Origin of the sequence: Kitasatospora sp. NPDC097605, assembly GCF_040302725.1 — a bacterium.
GTDB lineage: Bacteria > Actinomycetota > Actinomycetes > Streptomycetales > Streptomycetaceae > Kitasatospora.
This window is the reverse complement of the sequence record NZ_JBEOSF010000006.1, coordinates 1-25,680: the sequence shown is the minus strand read 5'-3', so window position 1 is coordinate 25,680 and position 25,680 is coordinate 1. Positions and strand designations below refer to the sequence as shown.

Below are 25,680 nucleotides of genomic sequence, written 5' to 3'. Positions count from 1 at the left end.
AACCTCGGCTCCACGAGCAGGGATCGGCGAGGCGGAGGCACGACGGTGACCGAGCGGGACAGGGATTTCCGGGCGGAGGCGATGCCCGGCGCGCGGGAGGCCGAAGGCGCCCCCAATCGCATCAGACTGCGCGACCGCGACGCCGAACTCCGCTCCGCCGAGGCCGCGGTGGACAAGCTCTGCCGCGACTTCGCGGCCGGCGGCACCGAGATCGGCGAGCTGCTCACCTTCTCCGGCCGGCCCGGCATCGGCAAGACCAGCCTGCTGCACGAGGTCCGCCGGATCGCCATGCTGCGCGAAGGCGCCACCGTGCTGTTCGCCCGCGGCGGCGAGCGCCAGTTCAACGAGCCGTACCACGTGCTGCGCCAGCTCCTCCAGCCGGTGCTCGGCAGCCTGGAGCCCGGCGAGTTCTCCCAGGTGATGGGCACCTGGGAGGAGGTCGTCGGACCGGCGATGGGCCTCAAGCAGCCCCGGAAGGGCGCCCGCCGCCTCGACCCGCAGGGCGTCCGCGACGGCCTCGACTTCGTCCTCACCCAGCTCGCCCCGCGGCGCGCCCCGCTGGTGATGATCGTCGACGACCTGCACTGGGCCGACCTCGAGTCGCTCGGCTGGCTGGCCCAGTTCGCCGTCCGGGCCCGCGAACTGCCGGTCCTGCTGGTCTTCGCCTACCGCGACGACAGCGCCGACTGGCAGCAGGAGTCCGTGGACTACCACCGCGCCGTCGCCGCGCTGGCCACCCGCCGGCACGAGCTGAGCCGGCTGTCACTGGTCGCCGTCACCGACATGATCCGCGCCGAACTCGGCGACAAGGCCGAGGAGGCCTTCTGCTACGAGTTCTGGAACGTCGTCAACGGCAACCCCTTCGAGGTCGTCGCGCTGCTCGACCAGGTCCGCGACCAGGCGCTGGACCCGGTCGAGGAGAACTCCCAGCAGCTGCGCGAACTCGCCGTCGACGCCACCGGGATGACCCTCAAGTCCTGGCTGGACCGGCTGGGCGCCGCCACCCTGCGCTTCGCCTGGGCCGCCGCGATGCTCGGCACCGACATCCGGCCCGACCTCGCCACCCGGATCTCCGCCCAGACCAGCGAGGGCGCCCGCCAGTCCATCGACGAACTGCGCAAGCAGCGCGTCCTGACCAGGACCCCGAACGGCAACCTCGAGTTCGTCCACCCGCTGATCGCCAGCTCGATCTACAACACCATGCCCGAGGCCACCCGCACCGGCATGCACGGCGTGGCCGCCGCCGAGATCGAGAACGCCGGGCTCGGCCTGCTCGCCGCCTCCCGCCACCTGGTGGAGACCTTCGCGGGCGAGGGCGACGACCGCACCGTCCGCAAACTGCGCCGGGCCGCCTCCGAACACCTGCTGATCGGCGCGCCCGAGGCCGCCCAGCGCTGTCTGCACCGCGCGCTCGCCGAGCCGCCGGACGACCAGGACCGCGCCGAGGTGCTGTACGAGCTGGGCTGCTCCGCCCTGCTCACCGACCCCGTCGCCACCGTCAACCAGCTGAAGCTCGCGCTCGACCCGGAGGAGGGACCGCTGCGCCCCTCGCTGCGGGTCGACGCCACCTTCCGGCTCTCCGAGGTACTCGCGCACAGCGGCGAGCTGCGCCAGGCCGCCGTGGTCTGCCAGGACGAGGCGGAGCGCACCGTCGGGGACCCGGCGGGCCGGCTGCGGCTGGAGGCCGCGTCGTTCATGTGGCACGCCTACCGGAAGTCCGAGGAGGACGGGCCGGCCCGCTCCGCCCGGCTCGGCGCGCTGTGCGAGAGCCTCACCGGGCGGGAGGCGGCCGACCGGGCGGTGCTGGCGCTGCGGGCCTGGGACCTCACCCTGCGCGGCGAGCCCTCGGCCGAGGTGCTGCGGCACGCCGACGACGTGCTGGAGAACGGCCGGCTGCCCAAGGGCCTCGGCTGGACCGACAACACCTGGGGCTTCGAACTGCCCGCCACGCTCGGCCTGTCCTACACCTACAACGACCGGATCGCCCAGGCCGAGCGGCTGTTCTCGGACGCCATCGTGCAGTTCGAGGTGGCGGGCTGGAGCGGTGCCCACCGGGGCTTCGCCTACTTCCTGATGGGTCTGGCCCGCTTCCGGCGCGGCCTGCTCGCCGAGGCCGAGGACTTCCTGCGCCGGGCGCTGCGGCTCTCCGAGCGGATCGGCTCCAAACTGCCGCTGGCCTGGGACGCGGTCGGCGTGCTGATCGACACCCTGATCGCCCGCGGCCGCAGCCACGAGGCCTGGGAGCTCGCCCTCGAGTTCGGCTTCCACCCGCCGTACCACGCCACCGCGATGGTGCTGCCCGACGCCGCCTCGCTCTACGGCAAGCTGCTGCTCGCCGTCGGCCGGCCCGCCGGCGCGGCCGCCGCGCTCACCGAGGCCGGCACCCAGCTGGACGTCCGGGGCTGGCACAACACGGTCTGGGCGCCCTGGGCCGGGCACCTGGCCATCGCGATTGCCGGGGACGAACCGGAGCGGGCCCGCGCGTACGCCCGCCGCTCGGTCGTCGACGCGGAGCGGTTCGGCACCGCCTCGGCGATCGGCACGGCGCTGCGGCTGTCCGCCCAGATCGAGGACGGCCAGCAGGCGGTCGAGCTGCTGGAGCGGGCGGTCACCTACCTCGGTCAGTCGCCGGCCGGCTACGAGCACGCCGTCGCGCTGGTCGACCTCGGAGCCGCGCTGCGCCGGGTCGGCCGGCTGGAGGACGCCCAGGAGTACCTCTACCAGGGCATCGAGCTGGCCCAGCACTGCGCGGCGGACGGGCTGGTCGACCGGGCCCGGCGCGAGCTGGCCAACTACGGCCTGCGGCCCAACCGGCTCGGCGACGTGCGGGAGACGCTCAGCCAGCCGGAGTGGGACGTCGCCGAACTGGCCGTGCGGGGCGTGCCGGCGCAGCGGATCGCCGACCACCTGGCGCTCCCGCTCAGCCTGGTCAACCGCCGGCTGGCCGCCGTCTACCGCAAGGCGGGCAGCGGACCCGACGGCCTGGCCGCCGCGCTCGGCCTGCCGCCCGCGCAGCGCGACGGCTCCGACCCGCTCGACCGGCCGGGCGGCCCCGGCGGCGGATTCGGCCCCGACCGCTGACACCCCGGCCCCGGCACACGGAGCGTCGGACGGCACACGGAGCGTCGGACGGCGCACGGAGCGTCAGACGGCGCACGGAGCGTCGGACGGCGCGCGGGCACTCGATGAGCGCCCCCGCGCCGTCCCCTCTGACTAGGCTGACGCCGACCCGGGCCCACGCGGGGCCCGGTACCCGGCGAAGGGCGGGCGCCCTCCCGCGGCCCGCCAGTGAGGAGCAGGCCATGGCGACGCCCCCGGCGAACGGGCCGCAGACCACCAGCGTGCGGCGCGAGCCCTTCGAGCCCTCGGGCGCCGGCGCCGCGATCGAGCGGTGGACGCTGCGCGCGGGCCCGTACGAGGCGAGCGTGCTCACCCTCGGCGCCACCCTGCACACCCTGGTCGCCCCCGACCGCGAGGGCCGCCCCGCCCAGCTGCTGCTCTCCACCGACCGGCTCGCCGACATCCTCGGCCCGGCCCGCCACTACGGCACCGTGGTCGGCCGCTACGCCAACCGGATCGCCGGCAGCGTCATCACCGTCGACGGCGAGGAGCACCGGCTCGCCCCGACCGGCGGCGGGGTCACCCTGCACGGCGGCCCGGACGGCTTCGCCCACCGGATGTGGGCGGCCGAGGAGGTGCCCGGCGGCGTCCGGCTGACGCTGCACAGCCCCGACGGCGACCAGGGCTTCCCGGGCGCGCTCGACGTCACCGTCGACTACACCCTCGACGCGGACGGCGAGCTGGCGATCCGCTACCACGCGGTCACCACCGCGCCGACCGTGGTCAACCTCACCAACCACGCGTACGTCAACCTGGCCGGCGAGGGCTCCGGCGACGTCCTCGGCCACCTGCTCACCCTGGACGCCGACGGCTACACCCCCGCCGACGAGCGGCAGATCCCGTACGGCCGGGTCGAGCCGGTGGCCGGGACGCCGTTCGACTTCACCACCGCCCGGCCGATCGGCAAGTCGGTGCACGACGGCCACCCGCAGCTGGCCGGGCCCGGCGGGTACGACCACAACTGGGTGCTGCGGCCCCGTCCGGCGGACGGCGCCCCGGTGCGGGCGGCGCGGCTGGAGGACCCGGTCAGCGGCCGGACCCTGGAGGTGCTGACCACCGAGCCCGGCATCCAGGTCTACACGGCCAACACCTTCCAGGGCCGGGTCACCGGCGCGCGCGGGGTGCCGTACGGGCCGTTCGCCGGGATCGCGCTGGAGACCCAGCACTTCCCGGACTCCCCGCACCACCCGGCCTTCCCGAGCACCGAGCTGCGCCCGGGGGAGGAGTTCCGCTCGACCACCGTGCTGCGGCTCGGAACGGCCGGCTGACGGGGCGCTGCAAGGAGCTTTCACCACGGAGGGTGGCCCCGGCGGTCGCGGCCGACCGGGGCAAACCGGACAAAACCCAATATCGTGCCCGGCTGTCAACTACCGTGCGGCAACGTGGAGGACACGCGGGTGTAACGATCGCCGTTTCTTGCAGAAACTTGCTGCAAGGACTTTCGGTGGCTGTTGCCCCGCTGTTAACTTCCTTCCGAGCCCGGCGGCAGCAACGGTGCGGTCGGCGCGAGGCAAGGCAGCCATTATGCGCCTGTCTCCGGTTATCTCGGGCACCCCCACCCTCCAAGGAGTTCTCATGCGGCGTGGCATCGCGGCCTCTGCCCTCGTTGTGGCCCTCGCGGTCTCGATGGCTGCCTGTGGCAGCAGCGGCTCCAGCTCGGACGGCAAGGCCGACGGGCCGGTCACCCTCACCTACTGGGACACCTCGAACGCCACCAACGAGGCGCCGAACTACCAGGAGCTCGTCAAGAAGTTCGAGGCGGCCAACCCGGGCGTCAAGGTCGACTTCGTCAACGTGCCGTTCGACCAGGCGCAGAACAAGCTCCAGACCGCGATGGGGGCCAAGGGCGCTCCGGACGTGTTCCGCTCCGAGGTCGGCTGGACCGCCGCCTTCGCCAAGGCCGGCTACCTGGAGCCGCTGGACGGCACCCCGGCCGCCGCCGACTCCGCCAAGTTCCAGCCCAGCCTGATCCAGCAGGCCACCTACGAGGGCAAGCTGTACGGCGTGCCGCTGGTCACCGACACCCTCGGCCTGCTGTACAACAAGGAGATCTTCGCCAAGGCCGGCATCACCGCCGCCCCCACCACCTGGGACGAGCTGAAGACCGCCGCCGCCACCGTCAAGGAGAAGGCCGGCGTCGACGGCTTCTGGCTGAAGGCCGCCGACGGCTACTACGCGATGCCGTTCCTGTTCGGCGAGGGCACCGACACCGTCGACGCCAAGGGCAAGAAGATCACCGTCGCCGGGCCGGAGGCCGTCAAGGCCGTCGAGACCTACAAGTCCCTGTTCACCGCGCCCGGCACCGCCAAGGCCGACGTCACCACCGACGCCTACGCGCACATGATGGACGCCTTCAACAGCGGCAAGGTCGCGGCGATCATCCAGGGCCCCTGGGAGATCACCAACATCTACAAGGGCTCCGCCTTCGCCGACAAGGCCAACCTGGGCATCGCCCCGGTCCCGGGCGGCTCCGCGGGCAAGGGCGGCGCCCCGACCGGCGGCCACAACATCTCCGTCTACGCCGGCGCCGACAAGGCCCACAAGGCCGCTGCCGAGAAGTTCGCCGCCTTCATGACCTCGGCCGAGAGCCAGGCCTTCGTCGCCCAGAAGAACTCCACCCTGCCGACCCGCGACGACGCCTTCACCCCCGAGGTCAAGGCCGACCCCGGCATCGCCGGCTTCCAGGCCGTGCTGTCGAGCGCCAAGCCGCGCCCCGAACTGCCGGAGTACAGCTCGCTGTTCGCGTCGCTGGGCACCAACCTCGGCAAGATCGTCCAGGGCACCGCGACCCAGGACGGCCTGAACACCGTCGCCACGGACTACGCCAAGCTCCTCCCGGGCTTCGCCAAGTAGTCCTTCCCTCCCAGCCGTCCGGCCCGCCGTTCCCCCGGCGGGCCGGGCGGCCGGACCCGTAGCAGCAGTCGCCGAAGCGAGGCGGCGGACCTCCCCCGAGAAGGTGTCGAACCATGTCAGTCGCCGTGCAGGGCGCCACCGGCCAGGGCAGCCGGCAGCGCGATCCGCGTCCGGGCCTGATGGAGCGCCTCAAGCGCTCGTACGCCAAGCACTGGTACGCCTACGCGATGATCGCACCGGTCATCCTCGTACTCGGCGTCCTGGTGCTCTACCCGCTCGCCGAGGGCCTCTGGCTCACCCTCACCGACGCCAACAGCCTCAACGTCGCCCGCAAGATCGGCGCCAACGAGATCCCGGCCAGTTACCACTTCGTCGGCTTCGACAACTACGCCGACATCCTCTGGGGCCCCGGCTCGTACGACCGCTTCTGGTCGCACTTCGTCTGGACCATCGCCTGGACCGCGCTCTGCGTCGGCCTGCACTACACCATCGGCCTGGGCCTCGCCCTGCTGCTCAACCAGAAGCTGCGCGGTCGCGCCGTCTACCGGATGCTGCTCATCCTGCCCTGGGCCGTGCCGACCTTCGTCACCGTCTTCTCCTGGCGGCTGATGCTCGCCGACGGCGGCGCCGTCAACGGCCTGCTCTCCGCCCTGCACCTGCCCGAGCCCGGCTGGCTGGACGACCCGACCGCGCAGAAGGCCGCCGCCGTCCTGGTCAACACCTGGGTCGGCGTGCCGTTCATGATGATCTCGCTGCTCGGCGGCCTCCAGTCGATCCCCGCCGAGCTGTACGAGGCCGCCGAGATGGACGGCGCCACCGCCTGGCAGCGGTTCCGCCACGTCACCCTGCCCGGCCTGCGCACCGTCTCCTCGATCGTCGTCCTGCTCGGCATCATCTGGACGTTCAACCAGTTCGCCGTCATCTTCCTGCTGTTCGGCAACGGCGCCCCCGACGCCCAGCTGCTGGTCACCTGGGCCTACCGGCTCGGCTTCGGCCAGCAGCCCCGGGACTACGCGCAGTCCGCCGCCTACGGCGTCATCCTGCTCTCCATCCTGATCGTCTTCACCGCCTTCTACCGCCGCTGGCTCGCCCGCAACGAGCGGGCGAACGGCTGACCCCGGCGAACCCAGCGACCACGAAGGAGGCACCCCGATGAGCACCACCACCGACCGACCCACCCCCCTCGCCGCGCGCCCCGCGGCCCCCGCCGCCCGGCCGGCCAAGGTCCGCCCCCGCGGCGGGACCGGCCCGCTCGCCAAGGCCCTGATGCACGGCGCGCTGATCCTGGCCAGCCTGATCGCGCTGTTCCCGGTGGCGTGGATCCTCTACGTCTCGTTCGGCCCGGACAAGACCGACTACCTGCACCCCGGCGAGATCCTCGGCAAGCTGACCCTCTCGAACTACGAGACGGTGCTGTTCGACACCGACTTCTTCCGGTGGTTCGGCAATGCCTTCCTGGTCTCCGGCGTCACCACCGTGTTCGGCGTGCTGATCGCCGCCTCCACCGGCTACGCCGTCTCCCGGATGCGCTTCCCCGGCCACAAGCCGCTGATGTGGTCGCTGCTGGTCACCCAGATGTTCCCGATCGCGGTGCTGATCGTGCCGATGTACACGATCCTCTCCGAGCTCGACCTGCTGGACAGCTACGTCGGCCTGATCCTGGTCTACTCGACCACCACCGTGCCGTACTGCGCCTGGCTGATGAAGGGCTACTTCGACACCATCCCGGTGGAGATCGACGAGGCCGGCCGGGTCGACGGCCTCACCCCGTTCGGCACCTTCTGGCGGCTGGTGCTGCCGCTCGCCCGCCCCGGCCTGGCGGTCGCCGCGTTCTACTCCTTCCTCACCGCCTGGGCCGAGGTCGCCTTCGCCTCCACCTTCATGCTCAGCTCCGACAAGTACACCCTGGCCGTCGGACTCCAGACCTTCGTCAGCGAGCACGACGCCCAGTGGAACCTGATGGCCGCCACCGCCGTGCTGATCGCCATCCCCTCCTCGGTCCTCTTCTACCTGGTGCAGCGCCACCTGGTGACCGGCCTGACCGCCGGCGCCTCGAAGTCCTGACCGACGTCCCCGCCGACGTCCCGACCGCTCCGCCCGCCACACTCCCCAAGGGATACCGTCCATGACCCAGAACCTGGCCGACACCTCCCGGCCCGCCGCCGACGCCACCGCTCACGAGGCCGGTGCCGCCGCGGACAGAGGCTGGTGGCGGGACGCGGTCATCTACCAGGTGTACCCGCGCAGCTTCGCCGACTCCAACGGCGACGGCATGGGCGACCTGCCCGGCATCCGCAGCCGCCTGCCCTACCTGCGCGACCTCGGCGTGGACGCCGTCTGGCTCTCGCCGTTCTACGCCTCCCCGCAGGCCGACGCCGGCTACGACGTCGCCGACTACCGGGCCGTCGACCCGATGTTCGGCACCCTGCTGGACGCCGACGCGCTGATCCGCGACGCCCACCAGCTGGGCCTGCGGATCATCGTGGACCTCGTCCCCAACCACTCCTCCGACCAGCACGAGTGGTTCAAGCGCGCCCTGCGCGAAGGGCCCGGCTCCCCGCTGCGCGACCGCTACCACTTCCGCCCCGGCAAGGGCGGGAACGGCGAACTGCCGCCCAACGACTGGGAGTCCATCTTCGGCGGTCCGGCCTGGACCCGCACCGAGGACCCGGACGGCACCCCCGGCGACTGGTACCTGCACCTGTTCGCCCCCGAGCAGCCCGACTTCAACTGGGACAACCCGGCCGTCGCCGACGAGTTCCGCTCCATCCTGCGCTTCTGGCTGGACATGGGCGTCGACGGCTTCCGCATCGACGTCGCCCACGGCCTGGTCAAGGCCCCCGGCCTGCCCGACCTCGGCGGCGCCGACCAGCTCAAGCTGCTCGGCAACGACGTCATGCCCTTCTTCGACCAGGACGGCGTGCACGAGATCTACCGCAGCTGGCGGAAGATCCTCGACGAGTACCCGGGACAGCGGATCGGCGTCGCCGAGGCCTGGACCCCCACCGTCCAGCGCACCGCCAACTACGTGCGGCCCGACGAACTCCACCAGGCGTTCAACTTCCAGTACCTCGGCACCTCCTGGGACGCCGCCGAACTGCGCGCCGTGATCGACCTCTCGCTCGACTCGATGCGCCCCGTCGACGCCCCCACCACCTGGGTGCTCTCCAACCACGACGTCACCCGGCACGCCACCCGGTTCGCCAACCCGCCCGGCCTCGGCACCCAGATCCGCACCCCCGGCGACCGCGAACTCGGCCTGCGCCGCGCCCGCGCCGCCACCCTGCTGATGCTCGCGCTGCCCGGCTCCGCCTACGTCTACCAGGGCGAGGAGCTCGGCCTGCCGGACGTCACCGACCTGCCCGACGAGGTCCGCCAGGACCCGTCGTTCTTCCGCCAGGCCGGCCAGGACGGCTACCGCGACGGCTGCCGCGTCCCGATCCCGTGGTCCGGCACCGAGGCTCCGTACGGCTTCGGCCCGACCGCCGGCGGACCCTCCTGGCTGCCCCAGCCCGCCGAGTGGGCCGCCCTCAGCGTCGAGGCGCAGACCGGCGACCCGACCTCCACCCTGGAGCTCTACCGCTCGGCGCTGGCCGTCCGCAAGGCCCGGCCCGAACTCGGCGCCGGCACCGACGTCGAATGGCTGGACGGCCCCGAGGGCACCCTGCTGTTCCGCCGCGGCTCCTTCGTCTGCACCGTCAACACCACCGGCGCCCCGGTGCGGATACCGGCGCCCGGCCGGCTGCTGCTCACCTCCGCCGGCGCCGACCCGGTGGTGGCGGACGGCGAGGCGGTGCTCGCCGCGGACAGCACCGACTGGTGGGCGGTCTGACGTGGTTGCAATAGGCTCTGGAACCGTGACTACGGCGCGACTATCAGACATCGCGGCGCAGGCGGGGGTCAGCGAAGCCACCGTCTCCCGCGTACTCAACGGCAAGGCGAACGTCTCGGCCACCACCCGGCAGACCGTGCTGGCGGCCCTGGACGTGCTCGGCTACGAGCGGCCGACCCGGCTGCGCCAGCGCAGCGCCGGGCTGATCGGGCTGATCACCCCGGAGTTGAGCAACCCGATCTTCCCGGCCCTGGCCCAGGTGATCGAGCAGGTGCTGAGCCGGCACGGCTTCACACCGGTGCTCTGCACCCAGACGCCGGGCGGCTCGACCGAGGACGAACTGGTCGAGATGCTGGTCGACCGGGGCGTGGCGGGCATCGTCTTCGTCTCCGGCCTGCACGCCGACTCCACCGCCGACCACGACCGGTACGCCCGGCTGGCCGGGCGCGGGGTGCCGTTCGTGCTGATCAACGGCTACAGCGAGCGGATCGACGCGCCGTTCATCTCGCCGGACGACCGCGCCGCGATGTGGATGGCCGTCCAGCACCTGGCCGAACTCGGCCACGAGCGGATCGGCCTGGCCGTCGGACAGCGGCGGTACGTGCCGGTGCTGCGCAAGATCGAGGGCTTCACCGCCGCCATGCGGGAGGTGCTCGGGCTCTCCGCCGAGGAGGCCGGGGGGCTCGTCCACCACACGCTGTTCAGCGTGGAGGGCGGGCACGCGGCGGCCGGGGCACTGCTCGACAAGGGCTGTACGGCGATCGTCTGCGGCAGCGACATGATGGCGCTCGGCGCGATCCGGGCGGTCCGTCAGCGGGGCCTGTCGGTGCCGCAGGACGTCTCGGTGGTCGGCTTCGACGACTCGCCGCTGATCGCCTTCACCGAGCCGCCGCTGACCACGGTCCGCCAGCCGGTGGAGGCGATGGCCACCGCCGCGGTGGACGCGCTGCTGGAGGAGGTCGGCGGGAACGCCGCGCAGCGCGGGGAGTTCATGTTCCAGCCGGAGCTGGTGATGCGCGGCTCGACCGGGGCCCGCGCGCGCTGAGGGGGGACCACGGAGGGCCCGGGAGCGATCCGCTCCCGGGCCCCTTCGGCGTGCCCGCTCAGCCCTCCTGCGCGGCCGGGCGCTCCTGGCCGACCCGGTGGCCGTCGGCGGCGTCGCCGGTGCGGGTCTCGGTGCGCCGGCCCCGCTCCAGGTAGTCGCGGAGGATCAGTTCGACGGCGTCCTGCGGGCTCTTGGTGCCGGAGAGCATCATCACGTCGATCGCGAGGTTGGCGTCGAGCGAGACGGTGACCTGGGCCATGGGTGACTCCTTCTCGGGTGCAGAGCAGCAGCATGCCCGGCGTCACCCCGGTTTGACCATGGCCGCCCGGCGACCGGGCACGATCCGGCGCGCCCGGGCACGCCACCGCCCCCGGGGGGAGCGACCGGACTCTCCCCGGGGGCGGCGGTGTGACGGGATCAGACCCGGCCGGCGAAGTCCGGGGCCCAGTTGGCGATCGTCTGCTGGCGCACGCCCGAGCTCGGGTTGGCGGCCTCGATGTACTTGCCGTCGCCGATGTAGAGCGCGACGTGGTAGACGCCGGAGTCCTTGCCGTTGTTGGACCAGAACAGCAGGTCGCCCGGCTTGAGGGCGTCCAGCGAGACGTGGGTGGACGCGGCGGCCTGGTCGGCGGCGACGCGCGGGACGGAGACGCCCGCGGCGCGCAGCGCGGCCTGGGTCAGGCCGGAGCAGTCCCAGCCGCCGTTGCCGGTGCCGCCGTAGACGTAGGCCTGGCCGACCTTCGACTGGGCGAAGGCGACGGCGGCGGCCATGCTGCCGGTGGCGGTCTGGGCCGGGGCCTGGGTCTCGGCCTGCGCGGCGGGCTTGCTCGTCGGCTTGGCGGCGGGCGCCTGGCTCTGGGTCTGGCTCTGGGTCTGCGTGGCCGGGGCCTGGGTCTGGGGCTGGGTCTGGGTCTGGGTCTGGGTCTGGGTCTTGCCGCCCTGGGAGCGGTTGAACCAGTCGAAGCCCTGCTCGCCGCCGCGCTCGCCCAGGGTCAGGTGCTGGCCCGGGTAGATGGTGTGCGGGCCGTCGGCCAGGGTGGCGCGGTTCAGCTCGTACAGCCGCTGCCAGCCGCCCTGGACCTGGTGCTCGTCGGCGATGCTGGACAGCCAGTCGCCGGCGACCACGGTGTAGTCCTCGGCGGCCTGCTGACCGGTCTGCTGGCCGGTCTGCTGACGCCACTGCTGGCCGCCCTGGCGCTGCGCGGCGGCGGGGGCGGGGGTGGTGGCGGCCGGGGCCTGGGTCCGCGGCTCGGCGGCGGGCTTGGCGGCCGGCTGCTGCGCGGCGGGCTTCTCGGCCGGCTTGGCGGCCGGGGCCGGAGTCTGGGCGGCGGGCTCGGCGGCGGCGGAGGTGTCCACCGCGGCCGGGGTGCCGCCCTTGGTCAGACCGGCCTGGACCGAGCAGACCGGCCAGGCGCCGGGGCCCTGGACGGCCAGGACCTTCTCGGCGGTCGCGATCTGCTGGTCCTTGGTGGCGAGGTCGGCGCGCGCGGCGAACGCGGTGCCGCCGAACGCGGACCAGGTGGAGTTGGTGAACTGGAGGCCGCCGTAGAAGCCGTTGCCGGTGTTGATGCTCCAGTTGCCGCCGCTCTCGCACTGGGCGACCTTGTCCCAGGTGGCGACGGAGGCGGCCGAGGCGGTGCCGGCGGTGAGGCAGGGGATGGTGAGGCCGATGCCCGCGACGCCGAGGGCGGCGATCGCGCGACGGGTACGGCCGGACAGTCGGGTGCCGTTGGTGGGCAGCATGAAGACGCGGTCCTCTCCCACGCCTGCGAGGTGAGCTGTCGGATTCGGGCTGGAGTTGCCCGGCCGCGCTGTGGGCGCGGCTTCACCCCTAGCCCGGGGCCGGCCCGTGAGGACCGGTCCTGGGCGAACTACCTGTGGTTCCCCCGCTCCTGCCGTGGTGCATTGCGCTGCCAGCGCGCCCGACGGCAGGACTCGGCGTCGCGGACGTGCTGGGTCCGTGTGGCCACGAACGGGGAGCACGTTAAGCAGAGGCGAGTTCAAACCGCAAACATGTGTGACGCTCGTCACGGTTGACGAAAACCCGGTCGGGCGGCCGTCCTTCATGATCGGAAATGACCGGTTTCCCGCAACACCGTTCGCGGTCAACGCACCTGCCTGTGCCTCAGGACGCCGGCACCGCGCCCGCGCGCCGCGGCCGTCCCGGGAAAGGGACGCGCACCGGCGGGCGCCGAGGAGGCGTCGGACGGCCTCCGTCCGGCCACCGGCCGCGCGGAGCACATCACCGGGCAAAGCACCGCAGAGCGGACATCACGCCCCCGGGTACCGCCGGAGGGGGCGTCACCGCCGCCGCCGGCGCGCTCGATCCGCCCGCACGGGGCCCTGGGGCACGGAGAAGGGCCCGGAACGGTGCGTCCGTTCCGGGCCCTTCGCGCGGGGGGTGCTACTGGGCGGCGTGCCGTCCGACGGCGCGGGGGCCGTCCTCCTCGGCGGCGCCGGCCCCGTCGGCCCCGGGGTCGACGGCCGGCAGCGCGGCCAGGTAGGTGGAGGCGACCAGCTGGCCGACCGCCTGGTAGGCGCCCAGCGGCGCGGCCGACGGGCAGCCGGACTCCTCGGCGGCCGTGGCGAGCAGTTCGGCGTCCGCCTCCGGGCCGATCACCAGCGGGGCCAGCGCCGGGTTCTGGGCGCCCATCTCCTTGAGGTGGGCGACGGCGTCGGCGACCGAGCCGGGCACGTCCAGCGCGGCGGCCACGACCGGCACGGCGAGCCGGGCGGCCAGCAGCATGCCGGTGATGCCGGCGGCGTCGGCCGCGGCCTGCCCGCCGACGGTGGTGAGCACCACGCCGTCGGCGGCGGTCGCGATGGCGAACAGCCGGGCCCGGTCGGCGCGGGCCAGTCCGGCCTCGGAGAGGCGGACGTGGACGGCCTCGGCGAGCAGCGGGTGCGGGCCCAGCGCGTCGGTGACGAAGGCGCCGTACTCGGCGGCCAGCGCGTGCAGTCCGGGGAGGAAGTCGTGCGGGCCGGGCACCAGCGGCACCACGACCGGCGCGGGCAGGCCGGCCCCGGCCGCCTCGGCCAGCAGCTCGGCGACGGTGCGCTCGTCGCCCGTCTCGCCGTCGGCGTCACCGGAGGGCAGGTAGCCGGCGGCGGTCCGGACGCCGTTCTGCTCGCTGCGGACGATGGACAGCAGCTCCTCGACGACGGGCCGGGAGTCGGGCCCGGCGGCCGTGGGGACGGCGAGCAGCAGGGCCGGGGAACCGGCCGGGATCTCGGGGCGCTCGGGACGGCGGTGGCGCCCCCGCGCACGGGAGCCTGGAGTGCGGACGGGCAGTGGCGCGCCCGGGATGGCTGCGGTGCTCATGGCGGAGATCGTAGGACATCGGTCCACCCGGTCCGCAGTCGGCTACCGAGCAGCCGGGACGGCCACTGCGAAAATCGGACATAACCGGCCCCCGGGCGGCAGTTCTCCCGGTACCCCCTCAGATGCGCGGGAACGGGAACCGCGTTGCCGCCTCCGCGCGTGAGATGTCTCACAGCGCCCGGGCGACCTGACGGAGGGTCACGAAAGGACGACTCCCGGCGTTCGAAGATCAACACTCGGCGGGTGGTCGCCTACGGGCGGTTATCGGAGGCTTGCCGATTCAGTCGCCTTTGTCCGTTTACGTACCGTCAGCAGGGGGCCCGGTGAAGAGTTCCGGTTCGGTGTCGAAAAGGCCGTGCACCTGCAACGTCCCGTGCTGATGCACGTGCACTGGAGCTATCATCACGTCAAGTGAGGCGTTGTGCCGGGCCGGTACGGGGCCGGCCCGTCCGTTCGGCCGAGGCCGGGGCGCCGAGCTGAACGACCCACTCCGGAGCTCTTCGGGAGATTTCTATGCACGACACGCGCGACACGCACGACACGTACGGCCCGTACAACGGGATGGCCGCCACCGACCTCGAGGGTGTGGTCTGGCAGAAGAGCCTGCACAGCAACTCCCAGGGGAACTGCGTCGAGTTCGCCGCCCTCCCGGGGGGCGAGGTGGCGATGCGCAACTCGCGGTTCCCGGACGGGCCGGCCCTCATCTACACCCGGGCCGAGATCGCCGCACTGCTCCTGGGGGCCAAGGACGGGGAGTTCGACCACCTGGCGGTCTGACCGGCCGTCGGCTTCACCATCGGGGGGCCGTCGTGGGTGCTGACACCACGACGGCCTTTGTCTTTGTCCGGATGTCCGCCCGGCCGCGGCCCGGGGTCCCCGCGCCAGGGCGCGCCCGAAACGTCACGGCTCGCGCGTGGGCCGCCGCCGTACCGGGCCGCCGTCACACGGACCGGAAGGGGGGCCGCCACCGCCGGGGGCTGCCGGTGCCCGCTGCCCGAGGGCCGCCGGTCGCCACTACCGGGGTGTCGTTCGCCGTGCTGTGGTGGTTCCGTGGGGACGTTCCGCCGGACGCGGAGCCGCCCGGGTACCCGCCGACCTGAGCGCCGATCAGGCCGAGCGCCGGTGCCGTCCGCCGAACTCGGCCACCGGGGCGGGTGTCGGCCGCTGGGCCTCCTCCGCCTCGAACAGGGCCCAGACGACCTTGCCGCTGCCCAGCGGGTGCCAGCCCCAGGAGCGGCTGAACGAGTCGACCAGGTGCAGGCCCCGGCCGGACTCCGCCACGAAGTCCGCCTCCCGGGCCACCGGGCCGATGCTGCTGGGATCGCTCACCGCGCAGACCACCTGGGGAGCGCGGTGCACGAGGCTTATTCGGATCGGCAGCCGGCCCTCGACGGCCGGTTGGGTGGGGAAGTCGTAGTCGTCCGCGGCGGTGGGACACGCGCCGATCGCGTGCCGCAGCGCGTTGGTCACCAGCTCGGATGCCACCAGCGCGACGTCGTCGAAGAGCTCGCCCAGCCCCCACCGCTGCAGGGCGTTCCTGGCGAAGTCGCGCGCGGTTCTTACGGCCTCGTAGCGGGGTGCGAGCGTACAGGTGACCACAAGGGGGTCGACTGCCAAAGCCGTTCCGGTGCTCATGAAGAGCTCCTCCCATAAGGGGGCGGACACGGCTGGACCCGCCGGGGTCATGCCGGTCACCTCCGACTCGCTCGGCCGCGCGGCCGCCCCCTCGACCAGGCGCGCGCGCACGAGGGCCCGGAGGCGCGGGGGCGCTACCGGGCCGGTGCACGGAGTCGCGCGTGGGGTCGACGCGGAGCCCGCGGGATTGCCAGGGATGTGCAGGTGCACGTGCACCATCGTGCTCTGCGCTCACTGCAGATGCAAGAGTCGATTCACGTGCAGTCGTTCAAATGGCATATGCAAGCGCCGTCTGCACGTGCATCCTGGTGTGAGGAGTGCAGAACTGATAGGAACATCCGTCAGTATCGGCACCGTGAGCGCTCAACTGATGGCAGACTGTGCGCTGTTTGCCCTAGGTGGAGGTTAGGACCGCATGACCACAGTTCAGCCGGGCGGCGGCTCGATGGTCCGCCGGATCCTCCTCGGCTCCCAGCTGCGCCGGCTCCGCGAGACGCGCGGCATCACCCGCGAGGACGCGGGCTACGCGATTCGCGCGTCCGAGTCCAAGATCAGCCGCATGGAACTCGGCCGGGTCAGCTTCAAGGAACGCGACGTCGCCGACCTGCTCAGCCTCTACGGCGTGGACGACGGCCTCGAACGCGAGGCACTGCTCGGCCTGGTCCGCGAGGCGAACAAGTCGGGCTGGTGGCACAGCTTCAACGACGTCCTGCCGGGCTGGTTCCAGACCTATGTCGGCCTGGAGGAGGCCGCTGCCCTCATCCGTACCTACGAGGTCCAGTTCGTCCCCGGCCTGCTCCAGTCCGAGGAGTACGCGCGGGCGGTTTTCGGCCAGAGCCGGCCGGTGATCAGCGAGGAGGAGGTGGAACGCCGGGTCAGCCTGCGCATGCGCCGTCAGAAGCTGCTCACCGAGGGCAACAGCCCGCGGCTCTGGGCGGTCATCGACGAGGCCGCGCTGCGCCGTCCGGTCGGCGGGCCCAAGGTGATGCGCGGCCAGGTCCAGTACCTGATCGACGCCGCCGAGCAGGCCAACGTCGTCATCCAGGTCATGCCGTTCCGATTCGGCGCGCACGCCGGTGAGTCCGGTGCGTTCACCATCCTGCGCTTCCCCGAGCAGGACCTCGCCGACGTGGTGTACCTGGAACAGCTGACCAGCGCGCTCTACCTGGACAAGCGCGACGACGTCGACGCCTACATCCAGGTCATGGAGCGGCTCTGCGTGGACAGTCTCACGCCCGAGCGCACCATCGACCTGCTGGCCTCGATCCTGAAGGAGCGCTGAGCGGGAGCCGGGAGCCGGCCGGGGGACCGGGAGGCGACCGGAGCACGACGGGGGAGCGGCCGCCGGCCGCCGCGGGTCAGCCGCGGGCCGGCGGCCGCTCCCGTTCCGGCGGCAGCGGCTGCGGCGGGCGGCCCAGCTGCCAGGGCAGGTCGTAGCGGCCGAACAGGTCGGCGCGGATCGGCGCCAGCGGCAGCTCCGCCCCGGGCAGCAGCACGCCTATGCAACCGCCCATCAGCGCGCTGCGCAGCACGGCGTGCTCGGCCGCCGGGTCCGGCGCGCCCCAGTCGCGCAGCAGCCCCTGGAGGATGGCGCCCAGCCGCTGCTGCTCCGGGTCCTGGACGAAGGCGCCGGTGTCCGGGTCGAGGATCAGCGCGAGGTGCGAGCGCATCACCCGCGGATGGTCCATGGCCAGGCCGAGCACCGCGTCGATGGCCCGGGCCAGCCGGGCCTCCGGGCCCGCGTCGGGGGCCAGCTCGTCGAGGGCGGCGGAGAGCGTCTGGTGCATCATCCGGTGGGTCGCGGACTGCATCAGCAGCCGTTTGCCGTCGAAGTAGTAGGACAGCAGCCCGCGCGCGAGCCCGGCCCGCTCGGCGATGTCGGTCAGCGTGGTGCCCGCGTATCCGCGCTGGTCGACCAGTTCGACGGTGGCCCGCATGATGCGTCGCCGGGAGCGCTGACGCATCTCCTCATTGACCGAATCCCCGCGAGGTGCCATCGTGTCTGCTCCGTACGTTCGTTGGCTGGCGGCCAATATACTGGCCGGGCCGGCGACCGAACCGCGGCGTCCGTCCCTTGGTCGGGCGGTCCGGTTCGGTTCGTACGGAGGCGCCGGCCCTACCAACACGGGGGTTTGGTAGAGCCGGCGCCTGCCCGACGGCGAGGGTGGGAGTCGGGAGCCCGCCGGTCGGGCAGCCCCCGTCGTCGTCCCGTGCCGGTGGGTCAGCTCTTGCTGAGGATCTCGCCGCGCCGCACAGCCAGGTCTTCCCGGCCCATTGACGGATAATCATAGTCCGGCACCGCTGGGGGAGTTGACTTCTTCCGCCGGTCGAGCACGGCACCCGTGACGGCGATCACCAGACCGACCAGGGCGACCCCGGTGACGAAGAGCAGCGCGGGCCGGTACCCGTCGAGCTGGGCCTGGGCGCCGGTGCCGCCCCCGGTGCCGGCGGTGATGATCGCGGTGGCGCCGGCCAGGACGACCGCGGTGCCCACCTGGATCCCGGTGTTCACCAGTCCGGAGGCGAGTCCCTGCTCCTCGTCGGCCACGCCGTCGGTGGCGGCGATGTTCACCGAGGGGAAGGCCAGCGCGAAGCCGACGCCGAGCAGGACGATCGACGGGAGCACCAGCGCCGGGTAGGAGCTGTGCTCGTCCAGCCGCAGGAACAGCGCGAACGCGCCGACCAGGGCGAGCAGGCCGATCGGCAGCAGGCGGCCGGTGCCGAAGCGGTCCACCACCGGGCCCATGAACGGCGCCGAGAGGGCGATCATCGCCCCGGCCGGGAGCAGCCCGAGCGCCATCGCCAGGGCCGACCAGCCGAGCAGGTCCTGCAGGTAGAGGGTGACCACGAACTGGAAGCCGCCGTACGCGCCGGCCATCGCGAAGGCGATCACATTGGCCCGGGCGACCGCGCCGTTGCGGAAGATGCCGAGCCGCACCAGCGGGTGCGCGGTGCGGCTCTCGACCACCAGGAAGGCGGCGACGAGCAGCACCACGACGGCGAGCGAGCCCAGGGTGCGGGCGCTGAGCCAGCCCGCGCCCTGCGCCTCGGTGGCGGTGAAGACCAGCAGTAGGACGGCGGCGGTGCCGGTGATCGCGCCGAGCACGTCGTAGCGGCCGTGCGCCTTCTCCTCGACCGGGCGGGGGAGCAGCCGCACGGCGAAGGCCAGGGCGATCAGCGCGATCGGGACCGGCATCAGGAAGGTCCAGCGCCAGCCGACCGAGGTGAGCAGTCCGCTCAGCACCAGGCCGAGCGAGAAGCCGCTGGCGCCGCAGGTGGTGTAGATCGACAGCGCCCGGTTGCGGGCCGGGCCCTCGGGGAACGTCGTGGTGATGATCGACAGGCCGGCCGGCGCGGTGAAGGCGGCCGCGACGCCCTTGAGGAAGCGGGCGGCGATCAGCAGGCCGCCGTCGTCGACCAGGCCGCCGAGCAGGGAGGCGGCGGCGAAGACGGCGAGCGCGGTCAGGAAGACCCGGCGGCGTCCGAGCAGGTCGGCGGTGCGGCCGCCGAGCAGCAGCAGGCCGCCGTAGCCGAGCACGTAGCCGGAGACCACCCACTGGAGGGTGGAGGTGGACAGGTGCAGTTCGGAGGCGATGGACGGCAGGGCGATGCCCACCATCGAGACGTCGAGGGCGTCCAGGAAGAGCGCGGCGCAGAGCACGATCAGGGTGCCCCAGAGGCGGGGAGTCCAGTGGCCCCCGGCAGCTGACGATGCGTCGGGTGTCGTGGCGGTCGCTGTGGTCATGGCGCAAGAGACTACATGCACATGCATCCAATGCAAGTGAATAAGATGTTAACGCATAAGTTGCTCCCGCCTGTGATACTGTGGCGGCGTGGCTGAACTCGACTCCCCGGCGGAGGCAGGTCTGGTCGCCCAGTGGCGCGACCTGCTGGCCCGGCATGCCCAGACCGCCTGCCTGCTCGACCGCGAGCTCGGCGAGAAGCACGGCCTGGGCATGAGCGAGTTCGAAGTGCTGGAACGCCTGGTCGAGGGCTGCGACGGCACCGGCCACGGGCTGCGCGTCCAGGAGCTGGCCCCCACCGTGCACCTCAGCCAGAGCGCGCTCTCCCGGCTGATCGGCCGGCTGGAGAAGGCCGGACTGGTCACCCGCGCGATGTGCACCGACGACCGGCGCGGCATCAAGGTCGCGCTCACCGAGGACGGCCACCGGCGCTACACCGAGGCGCGCCCGCTGCACCGCGAGGTGCTCTCGCTCACCCTGGCCGACGACCCGGTGGCCCCCTGCGGGCCGATCACGGACTGACCCGCCGCCCCTCCCGATTCCGCTGCCGCTCCTCCGGGCGGCCGGCCCGGCGGCGGTCAGCGCAGGGCGAGCAGCCCCGGCGTGGCGGCCAGCACCACGACCGCGGCCGGCGCCGCCAGCGCGACCAGGGTCAGCCGCAGCCGGTTCGGGACGGACAGCCGAGGGCGCCCCGCCAGCAGCCGGTCCACCCGCTTCGGGGACTGTGCCAGCCCGGGCGGGCAGGAACCGAACACCCCGCGCGCCAGATTCATCTCCGCCAGCGCCAGGGCCGTGGTGTGCCGCCCGTGCCGGCGCGCCGCCCGGTCGTCCGCCGCCAGCTCCACCAACTCGCCGACCTGGTCCCGGAACGCGCTGAACACCCCGACCCCGGGGAATCCGGAGGCGAGCGCCTGGGCGCCCTGGGCCAGCCAGTGGTGCCGGGCCCGGACGTGCCCGCGCTCGTGGCTGAGAACCGCCGCCAGCTCCCGGTCGGTCAGCTGCCGCATCGCCCCGGTGGTCACCACCAGCCGGGAGTCCTGCCCCGGCAGCGACCAGGCCTCCGGGCGGACGTTCTCCAGCACCACCAGCCGCTCCCGGCGCGGCCGGGCGCCCTGCCCCGAGGCCGGTTCGATCGACTCCGGCAACGGCGGTGACAGCTCGGCGAGTTGGGCGTGCCGACGGGCGCGCAGCGCCTTCGCCGTCCGGACCTCGCGGGTCAGCGCGACCACCGTCTGCAGGCCGCCCGCCGCCAGCACCGCCGCGCAGAGTCGGCCCCAGCCCTCGGCGTTGTGCAGTCCGTACGCGGCCTCGACACCGGTCGGGGCGCAGGAGAACAGCACCGCGCGCAGGGCGGGGAGGGCGGCCATCGCGGCGAGCACCAGGCTCAGCGCGCAGCACAGCAGCACGGCCACCACCAGGCACTGCCAGACCAGCAGCGCCAGCACCGGTTCACGCTCCACCCAGCGCGCCCGGGTCAGCAGCCGGGGAGCGGTGGTGGCGAGCAGCAGTCCGAGCAGCAGCAGGCCGAGCAGGGCCGTCATGGCATGGGCTCCCCGAGGACGCACGGAGCGCGACAGTGCGCTTCCCGCCAACTTATGCGCTGCCGGGGCGGGGTGGCACGACTTTCGGCCACCCAGTGACCAACGCCACGACCCGGCCCCGGCGCGGCGGCTTCCGGCGGCGCCGTACGGCGGCTACATGGTCAGCAGCATGGCGAACATGCCGATGACCACCGACAGCCGGCAGGCCCGGGGGAGCCCGGCCGAGGGCACCGGCACCGTGCCGCCGGGCCCGCTCAGCAGCCGGCTGCCGGACCAGAGCGCGCAGCCGCCGAAGTAGACCAGCAGCGCCCCGGTCAGCGCCGGCGAGTCCGCCGTCGCGTGGTGCCCGACGTGGCCGGGCGCGGCCGCCATCACCAGCGCCATGTATGTCATCGCCAGCGCGCCGACGGCATGGTGCAGCCGGTGCGCGCGCCGGGCCGGGCGGCGGGCGGCCGCCAGCAGCAGGAACACCGCGGGCGGGCCGTACACCCAGGCCCACACCTCGCCCGGCACGGCCGACCCGGCCACCGTCATGGCCGCCATCCCACAGCCCATCAGCCCCTCGGCGAGGTCCGACTCATGAGCGCGCAGCCGCCACCCGGTGCCCGCCGGGCGGGCCGTGCCCTCCGCCGGTGCGCACGGGGCGTGGCGCAGCCGGGAGAGGCAGTAGCCCCCGGAGGCCGCCGTGAGGACGGCGAGCAGCCAGCTGACCAGGTTCGGACCGTGCAACGTCGGCCTCCCGGGCGGCGCGGACGGGCGTCCCGTCCACGATCGGCGCTCGCCGCCGCGTGCAGCAGGGCGTGTCCGGGGGCGCATGGGCGTGCCCGGCGTGGTGCGGACCGTCCGTCCGCGCCGGCCCCGGACTTCTTCCCCGGTGGCGGGCCCCGGACACGCGCGGCATGGTCGCCTTGGGGGCCTTCGTCCCGCCCCGTCCGGAAGGTTCCGCGCCCTGTTCGCGCACCGGCCGCGCCCGCGCCGTCGGCGGGTCACGGAAGATCCGCCGCCAGGCCCCCCCTTGAACAGGAGAACCTTTCGTACTTATGGTGGTCTCGTTGAAAACCCTCCTGTCGAAGTGAGTCCACGATGCAGAATCTTTCGCCAAGGCTCGCTGTGGCGGCCGACGCCCCGGCCCAGAACCTCGCCGAGCACCCGGCCTGGCTGCGACTGAAGGACGCCGTCGAGACCCTGCGCCCCCTGCAGTCCAAGGACGGCTCCATCGACCTGGCCGCCGTGCAGCGCCAGACCGTCGACCCGCTGGTCGCCACCGTGCGCACCGCCGTCGCGGAGCTGGCCCCGCACTTCCCGCACGACGCCGCCTACCTGGCCGCGGTCGACGCCGACCTGGCCAAGTGGGCCGACACCGGCTACCGGGAGCCCGACTTCCTGGACTCGCTGCTCGCCTTCCAGCCCGCCGACCAGCGCGAGGACGGCCTGCAGCACCTGGTCGTCTTCCCGATGTACACCCAGAACGGCAACCCGGACCGCAACCTCGAGGCCGTGCTGCTGAACGTCGTCTGGCCCGAGTGGCTCGCCGAGCTGGAGCGCACCCGCTTCGACAACCCGATGTTCGTGCCGATCACCTTCACCGACTTCACGGCCGGCTACGACACCAACTCCGCCGTCCTCTTCCCCGAGACCGTGGCCGTGCGCAAGGCGCCGGAACGTTTCACCTGGGGCGGCATCTTCTGCGACCGCGAGGCCGCCCGCTTCCGCGTCGTCACCGGCAACGCCGTCGACCTGCTCGGCCTGGAGATCCCCGCCGACGCCGCGAGCCTGCTCCAGGACCAGGAGCGCACCCAGCAGACCTTCGTGCTCTGGGACCTCATCCACGACCGGACCCACAGCCACGGCGACCTGCCGTTCGACCCCTTCATGATCAAGCAGCGCAGCCCGTTCTGGATGTACGGCCTGGAGGAGCTCCGCTGCGACCTCACCACCTTCAAGGAGGCGGTGCAGCTGGAGGCCGAGGGCAACGAGCACGCCCGCGACGTCCAGTACGCCGTCCTCTTCGACCGCCTCTTCCGCTTCCCGCTCAGCGGCGACCGGGTGCGCAACTACGACGGCATGGGCGGCCAGCTGCTCTTCGCCTACCTGCACAAGCACAACGCGCTCCAGTGGCGCGACAACCGCCTCAGCATCGACTGGGACCGCGCCCCGCAGGTCACCAACGCGCTCTGCGCCGAGATCGAGACCCTCTACCGCGAGGGCATCGACCGCCCCAAGCCGGCCCACTGGGTCGCCGCCTACGAGCTGGTCTCCCGCTACCTCACCCCGCACCCCGCCTCCACCTGGGCCAAGGGCACCGAGGCGCTGCCGTTCGACATCACCGACGGCAAGGCGCTCAACAAGGCCCTGTGCGACGCTGTGCTCCCCGACGAGTTCCCGCTGAGCATGTTCTACGAGGCCCTCTCGAAGAAGCTCGGCGGCGTCATCGCCTCGACCGCCGGCATCACCGGTGCCGGCCTGCAGGGAGCTGCCGCGTGACCACCGCACCCAAGGGACCGCTGACCGGCAAGGTCATCGCCGTGGCCGGAGCCAGCGGCCCGGCCGGCCAGGCCGTGCTGCGCCGCCTCGCCGCCGACGGCGCCACCGTCGTCGGGGCCGACATCGACGCCCAGCGCCTGGAGGCCGCGCTCGACACCGTGCGCGTCGCCGTGCGCGGCGCGCGGATCAGCGGCCAGGTCATCGACCTCCTCGACCCGCAGGAGGTCCACGACTGGGCCGACCACCTGGAGGCCGAGCACGGCCACGTCGACGGCGTCTTCCACCTGGTGGGCGGCTGGCGAGGCAGCAAGAGCTTCTTCGAGAGCCGGATCGACGACTGGGACTTCCTGCACGACACCGTCGTGCGCACGCTCCAGCACACCTCGCTGGCCTTCCAGCCCGCGCTGGTCCGCAGCGAGTCCGGTCGGTACGCGATGATCTCCGCCGCCGCCGCCCACAAGCCCACCTCGGGCGGCGCCGCCTACGCCGCCGCCAAGGCCGCCACCGAGGCCTGGACGCTCGCCATGGCGGACTCCTTCCGCAAGGAGACCACCGCCGAGGACGGCAAGCCCACCGCCGCGGCTGCCATCCTGGTGATCAAGGCGCTGGTCAGTCCCGAGATGCGTGCCGAGAAGCCGGACGCGAAGTTCGCCGGCTTCACCGACACCGCCGACCTCGCCGCACACCTGGCGGGCCTCTGGGACCGCCCCGCAGAAGAACTGAACGGACAGCACCTGTGGCTGACAGCCCGATGACCGACCCCTCCGGCACCACGGACGCGGTACGGCGGCACGACCCTGCCGTCCGCGGCTTCGCCAGCGACAACTACGCCGGCGTGCACCCCGAGATCCTCGCCGCGATAGCCCTCGCCAACGGCGGCCACCAGGTCGCCTACGGCGAGGACGACTACACCGCCCACCTGCAGGACGTCTTCCGCCGCCACTTCGGCGAGCAGGCCGAGGCGTACCCCGTCTTCAACGGCACCGGCGCCAACGTCGTCGCCCTGCAGGCCCTGCTCCCGCGCTGGGGCGCGGTGATCGCGGCCGACACCGCCCACATCAACGTGGACGAGGGCGGCGCGCCGGAGAAGATGGGCGGCATCAAGCTGCTCACCGTCCCCACCCCGGACGGCAAGCTCACCCCCGAGCTCATCGACCAGCAGGCCTGGGGCTACGGCGACGAGCACCGCGCGCAGCCGCTCGCGGTCTCGATCACCCAGAGCACCGAACTCGGCACCCTCTACACCGTGGAGGAGATCCGGGCGATCGTCGACCACGCGCACCAGCTCGGCATGCTGGTCCACGTGGACGGCTCGCGCCTGGCCAACGCCGCCGCCTCGCTCGGCGTGCCGCTGCGCGCCTTCACCACGGACGTCGGCGTCGACGTGCTGTCCTTCGGCGGCACGAAGAACGGCCTGCTCCTCGGTGAGTGCGTGGTCGTGCTCAACCCCGAGAAGGTCCGGAACATCAAGTTCCTGCGCAAGACCTCGATGCAGCTCGCGTCGAAGATGCGCTTCGTCTCGGTCCAGTTCGAGGCGCTGCTCTCCGGCGACCTCTACCTCCGCAACGCCGGCCACGCCAACGCGATGGCCGGCCGGCTGGAGGCGGCCGTCCGCGAGATCGACGGCGTGACCGTCGTCCGCCCGGCCCAGGCGAACGCCGTGTTCGCGATCCTCCCGCGCGAGGTGAGCGAGCGGCTGCAGAAGCGCTACCGCTTCTACTTCTGGAACGAGCACACCGGCGAGGTCCGCTGGATGTGTTCCTTCGACACCACGGAGGCCGACATCGACGCCTTCGCGGCGGCCATCGCCGAGGAGATGGGCCGCGCCTGAGCTGCTGCTCCGAGCGCCGATCGTCCCGTCCTGCGCCAGCAGGGCGGGACGATTTGCATGTGGCGTGCCGCCTCCCATACAGTTCCGGAGTCGCCGCGAGAGAGCGGGGACAAGCGGAAAGCGAAGTCGGTTGAATGAAACTCCGGAAAACGGAGCGGAAAACATCTGATAAGCTGGAAACACGAAAGAACGAAGCGCCCGGAGGGCCGGTGTGAAAGCCGCCTGATGGAAGCGTCCGTTCCTTGAGAACTCAACAGCGTGCCAAAAGTCAACG

21 protein-coding genes and 1 riboswitch are annotated in these 25,680 nt (G+C 72.8%); of the genes, 13 read left to right on the top strand and 8 right to left on the bottom strand.

What is annotated here, in order from left to right:
- The first annotated feature begins 45 nt into the window (after positions 1 to 45).
- The 7 genes from ABTX81_RS08975 to ABTX81_RS08945 all read left to right on the top strand — a co-directional run bounded on the left by ABTX81_RS08975 (position 46) and on the right by ABTX81_RS08945 (position 10,850).
- Entirely contained in the window at positions 46 to 3,081 is a 3,036-nt protein-coding gene (locus tag ABTX81_RS08975) for an ATP-binding protein (RefSeq protein ID WP_350542558.1), read from the top strand.
- Between the two features lie 221 nt (positions 3,082 to 3,302).
- Positions 3,303 to 4,388 carry an aldose epimerase family protein gene (locus ABTX81_RS08970; protein WP_350542557.1) on the top strand — a complete coding sequence of 362 codons (1,086 nt, stop codon included), beginning with the start codon at positions 3,303 to 3,305 and terminating at the stop codon, positions 4,386 to 4,388.
- Positions 4,389 to 4,695: 307 nt separating this feature from the next.
- Positions 4,696 to 5,973, top strand: a complete 1,278-nt coding sequence (locus ABTX81_RS08965) for an extracellular solute-binding protein (protein ID WP_350542556.1) — start codon at positions 4,696 to 4,698, stop codon at positions 5,971 to 5,973.
- Positions 5,974 to 6,086: 113 nt separating this feature from the next.
- Entirely contained in the window at positions 6,087 to 7,088 is a 1,002-nt protein-coding gene (locus ABTX81_RS08960) for a carbohydrate ABC transporter permease (RefSeq protein WP_350542555.1), read from the top strand.
- 37 nt (positions 7,089 to 7,125) lie between these two features.
- Positions 7,126 to 8,037: a sugar ABC transporter permease gene (locus ABTX81_RS08955; RefSeq protein ID WP_350542554.1), complete on the top strand. Its 912-nt coding sequence runs from the start codon at positions 7,126 to 7,128 to the stop codon at positions 8,035 to 8,037.
- Positions 8,038 to 8,098: 61 nt separating this feature from the next.
- On the top strand, positions 8,099 to 9,805 hold the full coding sequence (locus ABTX81_RS08950) for a glycoside hydrolase family 13 protein (protein ID WP_350542553.1): 1,707 nt from the start codon (positions 8,099 to 8,101) through the stop codon (positions 9,803 to 9,805).
- 25 nt (positions 9,806 to 9,830) lie between these two features.
- Positions 9,831 to 10,850, top strand: a complete 1,020-nt coding sequence (locus ABTX81_RS08945) for a LacI family DNA-binding transcriptional regulator (RefSeq protein ID WP_350542552.1) — start codon at positions 9,831 to 9,833, stop codon at positions 10,848 to 10,850.
- Between the two features lie 58 nt (positions 10,851 to 10,908).
- Here ABTX81_RS08945 and ABTX81_RS08940 read toward each other — a convergent pair whose 3' ends face one another.
- The 3 genes from ABTX81_RS08940 to ABTX81_RS08930 form a co-directional block, all read right to left on the bottom strand.
- Positions 10,909 to 11,109, bottom strand: coding sequence for a hypothetical protein (locus tag ABTX81_RS08940; RefSeq protein ID WP_350542551.1), 201 nt, complete (start codon positions 11,107 to 11,109; stop codon positions 10,909 to 10,911).
- Positions 11,110 to 11,267: 158 nt separating this feature from the next.
- On the bottom strand, positions 11,268 to 12,614 hold the full coding sequence (locus ABTX81_RS08935; RefSeq protein WP_350542550.1) for a transglycosylase family protein: 1,347 nt from the start codon (positions 12,612 to 12,614) through the stop codon (positions 11,268 to 11,270).
- A riboswitch (cyclic di-AMP (ydaO/yuaA leader) is annotated at positions 12,601 to 12,729 on the bottom strand. (Overlaps the previous gene by 14 nt.)
- A 525-nt stretch (positions 12,730 to 13,254) precedes the next feature.
- Positions 13,255 to 14,172, bottom strand: a complete 918-nt coding sequence (locus ABTX81_RS08930) for a hypothetical protein (protein ID WP_350542549.1) — start codon at positions 14,170 to 14,172, stop codon at positions 13,255 to 13,257.
- Positions 14,173 to 14,685: 513 nt separating this feature from the next.
- Here ABTX81_RS08930 and ABTX81_RS08925 point away from each other — a divergent pair.
- The gene (locus ABTX81_RS08925) at positions 14,686 to 14,949 is read left to right on the top strand and encodes a DUF397 domain-containing protein (RefSeq protein ID WP_350542548.1); all 264 of its coding nucleotides are present in this window, start codon (positions 14,686 to 14,688) and stop codon (positions 14,947 to 14,949) included.
- A gap of 330 nt (positions 14,950 to 15,279) precedes the next feature.
- Here ABTX81_RS08925 and ABTX81_RS08920 read toward each other — a convergent pair whose 3' ends face one another.
- A complete protein-coding gene (locus ABTX81_RS08920; RefSeq protein WP_350542547.1) occupies positions 15,280 to 15,807 on the bottom strand; it encodes an ATP-binding protein in 528 nt (175 codons plus the stop codon).
- A 415-nt stretch (positions 15,808 to 16,222) separates the two neighbouring features.
- Between ABTX81_RS08920 and ABTX81_RS08915 the strand changes: the two genes are divergently transcribed.
- Positions 16,223 to 17,089, top strand: a complete 867-nt coding sequence (locus ABTX81_RS08915; protein WP_350542546.1) for a Sco1979 family transcriptional regulator — start codon at positions 16,223 to 16,225, stop codon at positions 17,087 to 17,089.
- A 76-nt stretch (positions 17,090 to 17,165) separates the two neighbouring features.
- Here the strand turns inward: ABTX81_RS08915 and ABTX81_RS08910 are convergent, their stop codons facing one another.
- Together ABTX81_RS08910 and ABTX81_RS08905 are read right to left on the bottom strand one after the other, a co-directional pair.
- A complete protein-coding gene (locus ABTX81_RS08910; protein ID WP_350542545.1) occupies positions 17,166 to 17,771 on the bottom strand; it encodes a TetR/AcrR family transcriptional regulator in 606 nt (201 codons plus the stop codon).
- Positions 17,772 to 18,028: 257 nt separating this feature from the next.
- Positions 18,029 to 19,552 carry an MFS transporter gene (locus tag ABTX81_RS08905; protein ID WP_350542544.1) on the bottom strand — a complete coding sequence of 508 codons (1,524 nt, stop codon included), beginning with the start codon at positions 19,550 to 19,552 and terminating at the stop codon, positions 18,029 to 18,031.
- Between the two features lie 88 nt (positions 19,553 to 19,640).
- Here ABTX81_RS08905 and ABTX81_RS08900 point away from each other — a divergent pair, with 88 nt between their 5' ends.
- Positions 19,641 to 20,072: a MarR family winged helix-turn-helix transcriptional regulator gene (locus tag ABTX81_RS08900; RefSeq protein ID WP_350542543.1), complete on the top strand. Its 432-nt coding sequence runs from the start codon at positions 19,641 to 19,643 to the stop codon at positions 20,070 to 20,072.
- Positions 20,073 to 20,128: 56 nt separating this feature from the next.
- On the opposite strand, the gene ABTX81_RS08895 is transcribed toward ABTX81_RS08900, so the two are convergent.
- Both ABTX81_RS08895 and ABTX81_RS08890 read right to left on the bottom strand, forming a co-directional pair.
- The gene (locus ABTX81_RS08895; protein ID WP_350542542.1) at positions 20,129 to 21,091 is read right to left on the bottom strand and encodes a M56 family metallopeptidase; all 963 of its coding nucleotides are present in this window, start codon (positions 21,089 to 21,091) and stop codon (positions 20,129 to 20,131) included.
- Positions 21,092 to 21,244: 153 nt separating this feature from the next.
- Positions 21,245 to 21,820, bottom strand: a complete 576-nt coding sequence (locus ABTX81_RS08890) for a DUF5134 domain-containing protein (protein WP_350542541.1) — start codon at positions 21,818 to 21,820, stop codon at positions 21,245 to 21,247.
- 354 nt (positions 21,821 to 22,174) lie between these two features.
- Between ABTX81_RS08890 and ABTX81_RS08885 the strand changes: the two genes are divergently transcribed.
- Genes ABTX81_RS08885 through ABTX81_RS08875 form a run of 3 tightly spaced genes read left to right on the top strand, consistent with a single transcriptional unit; the run spans position 22,175 to position 25,406 of the window.
- Positions 22,175 to 23,575, top strand: a complete 1,401-nt coding sequence (locus tag ABTX81_RS08885) for a DUF6421 family protein (RefSeq protein ID WP_350542540.1) — start codon at positions 22,175 to 22,177, stop codon at positions 23,573 to 23,575.
- Positions 23,572 to 24,330 (top strand): SDR family oxidoreductase, encoded by a 759-nt coding sequence (locus ABTX81_RS08880; protein WP_350542539.1) that lies wholly within the window; start codon positions 23,572 to 23,574, stop codon positions 24,328 to 24,330. Before ABTX81_RS08885 ends, ABTX81_RS08880 begins: the two co-directional genes overlap by 4 nt.
- The gene (locus ABTX81_RS08875; protein WP_350542801.1) at positions 24,327 to 25,406 is read left to right on the top strand and encodes a threonine aldolase family protein; all 1,080 of its coding nucleotides are present in this window, start codon (positions 24,327 to 24,329) and stop codon (positions 25,404 to 25,406) included. The genes ABTX81_RS08880 and ABTX81_RS08875 overlap by 4 nt, the downstream gene beginning before the upstream one ends.
- Positions 25,407 to 25,680 lie beyond the last annotated feature (274 nt).

Bases quoted from the DNA above. Each gene is read 5' to 3' on its own strand.
- ABTX81_RS08970 (WP_350542557.1), top strand. From the start codon at position 3,303: ATGGCGACGCCCCCGGCGAACGGGCCGCAGACCACCAGCGTGCGGCGC.
- ABTX81_RS08965 (WP_350542556.1), top strand. From the start codon at position 4,696: ATGCGGCGTGGCATCGCGGCCTCTGCCCTCGTTGTGGCCCTCGCGGTC.
- ABTX81_RS08960 (WP_350542555.1), top strand. From the start codon at position 6,087: ATGTCAGTCGCCGTGCAGGGCGCCACCGGCCAGGGCAGCCGGCAGCGC.
- ABTX81_RS08955 (WP_350542554.1), top strand. From the start codon at position 7,126: ATGAGCACCACCACCGACCGACCCACCCCCCTCGCCGCGCGCCCCGCG.
- ABTX81_RS08950 (WP_350542553.1), top strand. From the start codon at position 8,099: ATGACCCAGAACCTGGCCGACACCTCCCGGCCCGCCGCCGACGCCACC.
- ABTX81_RS08940 (WP_350542551.1), bottom strand. From the start codon at position 11,109: ATGGCCCAGGTCACCGTCTCGCTCGACGCCAACCTCGCGATCGACGTG.
- ABTX81_RS08930 (WP_350542549.1), bottom strand. From the start codon at position 14,172: ATGAGCACCGCAGCCATCCCGGGCGCGCCACTGCCCGTCCGCACTCCA.
- ABTX81_RS08925 (WP_350542548.1), top strand. From the start codon at position 14,686: ATGCACGACACGCGCGACACGCACGACACGTACGGCCCGTACAACGGG.
- ABTX81_RS08920 (WP_350542547.1), bottom strand. From the start codon at position 15,807: ATGAGCACCGGAACGGCTTTGGCAGTCGACCCCCTTGTGGTCACCTGT.
- ABTX81_RS08915 (WP_350542546.1), top strand. From the start codon at position 16,223: ATGACCACAGTTCAGCCGGGCGGCGGCTCGATGGTCCGCCGGATCCTC.
- ABTX81_RS08910 (WP_350542545.1), bottom strand. From the start codon at position 17,771: ATGCGTCAGCGCTCCCGGCGACGCATCATGCGGGCCACCGTCGAACTG.
- ABTX81_RS08905 (WP_350542544.1), bottom strand. From the start codon at position 19,552: ATGACCACAGCGACCGCCACGACACCCGACGCATCGTCAGCTGCCGGG.
- ABTX81_RS08895 (WP_350542542.1), bottom strand. From the start codon at position 21,091: ATGACGGCCCTGCTCGGCCTGCTGCTGCTCGGACTGCTGCTCGCCACC.
- ABTX81_RS08885 (WP_350542540.1), top strand. From the start codon at position 22,175: ATGCAGAATCTTTCGCCAAGGCTCGCTGTGGCGGCCGACGCCCCGGCC.
- ABTX81_RS08875 (WP_350542801.1), top strand. From the start codon at position 24,327: ATGACCGACCCCTCCGGCACCACGGACGCGGTACGGCGGCACGACCCT.